A 4,229-nucleotide genomic window follows, 5' to 3' on the forward strand; every position below is an offset into this window, starting at 1 on the left:
ACCAAGATCTAGTCGAGAAAGCTACAATTATGGGCAAAGCACTAAACCGAACTATGCCAAAACAGATAGAGCATTGGGCTAAGATCGGTGAAATGATGGAAGATAACCCAGATTTGCCTTACGAATTCGTAAAACAGGCAATTATCTCCAAAGCTGAAAAAGAGGCTGGAAAATTGGAGCCTTACGACTTTGGCTAAGATTACCAGCGTTTTACAGACAGCTAATTTTAAGAGAGCAGTAAAGAAGTTACATCAGAATCAGAAAAAAGACTTGGATAAAGCTGTTAAGGAACTAATGGCCGATCCTCTTCTAGGTGAGCAGAAAAAAGGCGACTTAGCCTTTCTTCGTGTGTACAAATTCAAGATGGTCAAGCAGTTAACTTTACTTGGTTACAGCTACGAGGATGGCACTGTAATACTTGAATTGATAGCACTTGGCTCTCATGAAAACTTTTATCGCGATGTTAAAAAGTTATTCTGACCAATTGCGTATAACTTTAAGCTAAGGGGCGCTAGCATGTGGGCTAAAATCCGAACGAAGTGAGTCAGCCCACATGTTAGCGTCCCAGCGACCGAAGGGAGTGGCTTGAGCGTTTTGTTAGGCGTACAACTGAAAGTACGCAGCTTTGCTGCCACCACTAGCCAAAAAGACCGCGTGTTTAAATTATTGAATTTAAGATAAAACAACCCTGTGCGAAATGCCAGATGTTAACGTTAATGCTGGATAAAAGAGCGAGTTTAGAAAGCTGGTGATGTTGAATGTTGGCGTTACGGTGTTGACAAAAAGCACGTTGCTAAAGCCGTTAAAATAACTGAGAAAGCTAGCTGTGAAGACAACCTAGCGAAACAACCTTTATGCTGGAATGTCACGCTTAAACCCACTTTTTAATGCTGTAAGTAAATGACGCCTAACACCCGCATAACGGGCAAAAATACGTAGGCTATAATACCGAGCGAAGCGAAGGGAGCCTACGTATTTTTGTCCCCAACGAGCGGAGCGAGTGTTAATGCGTTTGTTATATGTATTACTAGCTCTCCATTTCCTTTGCCATTTTATTTATTTGTTTAGACAACTTCCGCAGTAATTTAGGGTCTGACGGTAATTCTAATTTTGCGTAAGAATTGTGCGCGTCTTCCCCCGCATACTGAATATAAACATTTTGACGATCGTATGTCATATGAACCCCTGTAGGTTCAATCCATATTTTTTCTTTATTATCACCAAAGACTTCGACAGAAAAATTTTTTGGTAACTCAACGAAAAATGGCTTCTGAAATTTCACAACTATCCCTCTTACAACTTAATTTTCATAATATATATAACACCCACATAAGGGGCAGTAATACGTGGGCTAAAATTTGGAGCGAAGCGACAGAGCCCACGTGTTACTGTCCCAGCGAAGCGACTTAATGTGTTTGTTATAACTGTGCTTATACAGCACAGAATGCTTTAGCCTGCTCAAGGTTATTGGCTGAACTATCAAAGAAATCTAACTGTACAACACGCCTGATAGGTTGTCTTGCTGCGTTATTTGCAGCCGGTTTCCAGCGCCATTTTCTGAGCGCTTCTTGTGAGGTCTGAACAAATTGATTTGTAGGAAAGCTTTCCAGAAAACTAATATCTGTTGTTGAACCGTTATCGTCGATTGTTACCTCGAATCTAGAACAACCTGCTTGCTTACGTATTGCAGCGTCGACGGGGAACTTGGGCTTAACAATTTTTGAGCTTACCCAGTACTCATTTGCAACAGAACGGTCTGAAATTTCAAGTGGTGTTTTTACCGTATTATCAGATGGTGTAGACGAGCAAGCGGCCAAAAAACTGACGGCCGTAATTGATAAAATTCCCTTTCTCATAAATATCCTACGAAAGTTATAACGCTAAGCTTTGGGGCGCAGGCACGGGGCTATAATCGCGAAGCGGCCACGTGTATGCGTCCCAGCGAACGAAGTGAGTGACAATAGCGTTTTGTTATGCGCGTTACTGATAATGCAGGCAATGTTTAATTTCCTTTTTAACCAAATCATAAATGCACTCCTGTGTTTCGCCGCCACCACCTACATGAACTGTATCACTGTAAGCCTTGTCTATCAGCACAACTACTACTGAGTCTTCAAGCTCTTCAACTTCGACATAAAGTTTCCCAATATCAACTCCTCTTGATTCTAAATTCGCTATGGTTGCCTTTATTGCTTCTAGTTTCTTTCCCGCGAAATTCGATTCTGCTGAAAGGAGTTCCTGGTTGGAATCTACCTCTTGATTACTTGTAGATGGGCTGCAAGCAGAGAGACAAACAATGACGATAGATAGAATAAAATATTTCACTCGAATCCCTTCAGCGCATAACGCTAAGCTTTGGGGCGCTAACATGGGGCTATAATCGCGAAGCGGCCCCGTGTTAGCGTCCCAGCGACCGGAGGGAGTGCCAACAGCGTTTTGTTAGGCGTACAACGTAGAGTACGCAGCTTTGCTGCCACCACTAGCCAATTAGGCCGCGTGTTTAAATTATTGAATTTAAGATAAAACAACCCTGTGCGAAAAGCTAGATGTTAACGGTAATGCTGGAAAAAAGAGCGAGTTTAAACAACTGGAGATGCAGAATGCTGGCGTTGCTGAGTTGATGAAAAGCCCGTTGCTAAAGCCGTTTAAACTACCGAAAAAGCAAGCCGTAAAGACAGCCTAATGAAACAGCCTTGATGCTGGAATGTCACTTCTGAACCAACATTTAATGCTGTAAGTAAATGACGCCTAACGCTAAGCTTTGGGGCGCTAGCACGTGGGCTAAAATCCGAACGAAGTGAGTCAGCCCACGTGTTAGCGTCCCAGCGACCGAAGGGAGTGCCAACAGCGTTTTGTTAGGCGTACAACTGAAAGTACGCAGCTTTGCTGCCACCACTAGCCAATTAGCCAGCTTGTTTAAAATATTGAATTTAAGATAAAACAACCCTGTGCGAAAAGCCAGATGTTAACGGTAATGCTGGATAATAGAGCGAGCTTAGAAAGCTGGTGATGCAGAATAATGGCGTTGTGATGTTGATGAAAAGCGCGTTGCTAAAGCCGTTGTAACTACCGAAAAAGCACGCTGTAAAGAAAACCTAGTGAAACAATCTTGATGCTTGAATGTCACGTCTGAACCCTACGTGTTTGTGTCCCAGCGAACGCAGTGAGCGACTATATTGGTTTGTTAGGTGACAAACTGCCAAACAAACCTTAAATGACTAAAAAAGTAGCCAGCACAATAAAGGGAATTAGTAGTGGCATTACACACATAGCAATAAAACCTGATGTGTTGCCATTTTTCTTTGCTTTGATTCCATCCCTAATTGAGAGCAAAACAACGATTATGAATGCGAAGCCAATATAAGTATTGTGATGGGTAAAATCGCCAAAAGTTGAGAAAATGAAAAGCGGCCCGAGCACTGAGCCTAACCAAGCTACAGCAACACCAGCGGCATTTAAATATGTTACATATGGATCTCTGTAAAAAGCCACTTGTCACCTAACTTTTCAATAACGGGCGCAGACGCGTGGGGCATAATGGCGCAGCCGCCCCGCGTGTATGCGTCCCAGCGAACGAAGTGAGTGAGTTTATTGACTTGTTATGTTTCATTGCTTCTACGAAGTAACTCACTCAGCTCTTTTTTACTTTGTTCCGGCGTTTTGCCCGCAGTATCGATGACAATACGTACTGTTTTCCACAAATGATAATCTCTTGAAGTCACACTTTCCCATGACGGAAGTAAAAGGTTAGGAATATCCGTTTGCCTTTTTTCGGCGCGCTCTTTGTGTTCATTTTCATTAGAGCAGATGACTTCGATTTCTGTGAAGGGCGATGAGGCTTTATTTGCAACGCTTATCCACGCTTCACGAGATTCTAAAACTGGATTGGTTGAGTCTGCTACTACAGAAAGGCCGTTTTTTAGGTTCTCTAGTGCAAGAGCAAAAGCAATCTTATAACCCTCGTCATACAACTTGTTAAATCCACAGTTTTTCAATTCTTGTTCGATAGTGTCGATGCGAATATGGACAGCACCCAATGAGGAAGATAAATACTTTGAGAGTTCAGTTTTGCCTGTCGCGGGCAGACCGCCAAGTATATACAACATAAGAGTCTATTGATTCCTCCTTGAAACATAACTATTAAATAAGCAACGCCCGAACACCTTTTGTCTTCGACAGAGCGCTCTGTAAATTGAGGGTGGTGCTTCATTTTTTTGTTATAAGCGCGG

At 42.5% G+C, this 4,229-nt stretch carries 7 protein-coding genes; 2 read left to right on the forward strand and 5 right to left on the reverse strand.

Annotated elements, in window-relative coordinates; translation table 11 throughout:
• Together F458_RS0118645 and F458_RS0118650 are read left to right on the forward strand one after the other, a co-directional pair.
• The coding region (locus tag F458_RS0118645) for a TA system antitoxin ParD family protein (protein WP_018984955.1) at positions 1 to 197 on the forward strand (197 nt) is incomplete at its 5' end.
• Positions 190 to 480, forward strand: a complete 291-nt coding sequence (locus F458_RS0118650) for a type II toxin-antitoxin system RelE/ParE family toxin (protein WP_018983976.1) — start codon at positions 190 to 192, stop codon at positions 478 to 480. The genes F458_RS0118645 and F458_RS0118650, both read left to right, overlap by 8 nt.
• Positions 481 to 1,027: 547 nt before the next feature.
• Here the strand turns inward: F458_RS0118650 and F458_RS0118655 are convergent.
• From F458_RS0118655 to F458_RS0118680, 5 genes are all read right to left on the reverse strand, one after another.
• A complete protein-coding gene (locus F458_RS0118655; protein ID WP_018984956.1) occupies positions 1,028 to 1,282 on the reverse strand; it encodes a hypothetical protein in 255 nt (84 codons plus the stop codon).
• 148 nt (positions 1,283 to 1,430) lie between these two features.
• The gene (locus F458_RS0118660) at positions 1,431 to 1,856 is read right to left on the reverse strand and encodes an energy transducer TonB (RefSeq protein WP_018984957.1); all 426 of its coding nucleotides are present in this window, start codon (positions 1,854 to 1,856) and stop codon (positions 1,431 to 1,433) included.
• Between the two features lie 124 nt (positions 1,857 to 1,980).
• Entirely contained in the window at positions 1,981 to 2,325 is a 345-nt protein-coding gene (locus F458_RS0118665) for a hypothetical protein (protein ID WP_018984958.1), read from the reverse strand.
• 885 nt (positions 2,326 to 3,210) lie between these two features.
• Positions 3,211 to 3,492 (reverse strand): hypothetical protein, encoded by a 282-nt coding sequence (locus F458_RS0118675; protein ID WP_018984960.1) that lies wholly within the window; start codon positions 3,490 to 3,492, stop codon positions 3,211 to 3,213.
• 107 nt (positions 3,493 to 3,599) lie between these two features.
• Positions 3,600 to 4,106 carry an AAA family ATPase gene (locus tag F458_RS0118680; RefSeq protein ID WP_018984961.1) on the reverse strand — a complete coding sequence of 169 codons (507 nt, stop codon included), beginning with the start codon at positions 4,104 to 4,106 and terminating at the stop codon, positions 3,600 to 3,602.
• Positions 4,107 to 4,229: the final 123 nt, after the last annotated feature.

This window comes from Salinimonas chungwhensis DSM 16280 (assembly GCF_000378185.1).
GTDB classification, from domain to species: Bacteria; Pseudomonadota; Gammaproteobacteria; order Enterobacterales; family Alteromonadaceae; genus Alteromonas; species Alteromonas chungwhensis.

Coding starts and splice junctions, on each gene's coding strand:
- F458_RS0118660 (WP_018984957.1), bottom strand. CDS start 1,856: ATGAGAAAGGGAATTTTATCAATTACGGCCGTCAGTTTTTTGGCCGCT.
- F458_RS0118680 (WP_018984961.1), bottom strand. CDS start 4,106: ATGTTGTATATACTTGGCGGTCTGCCCGCGACAGGCAAAACTGAACTC.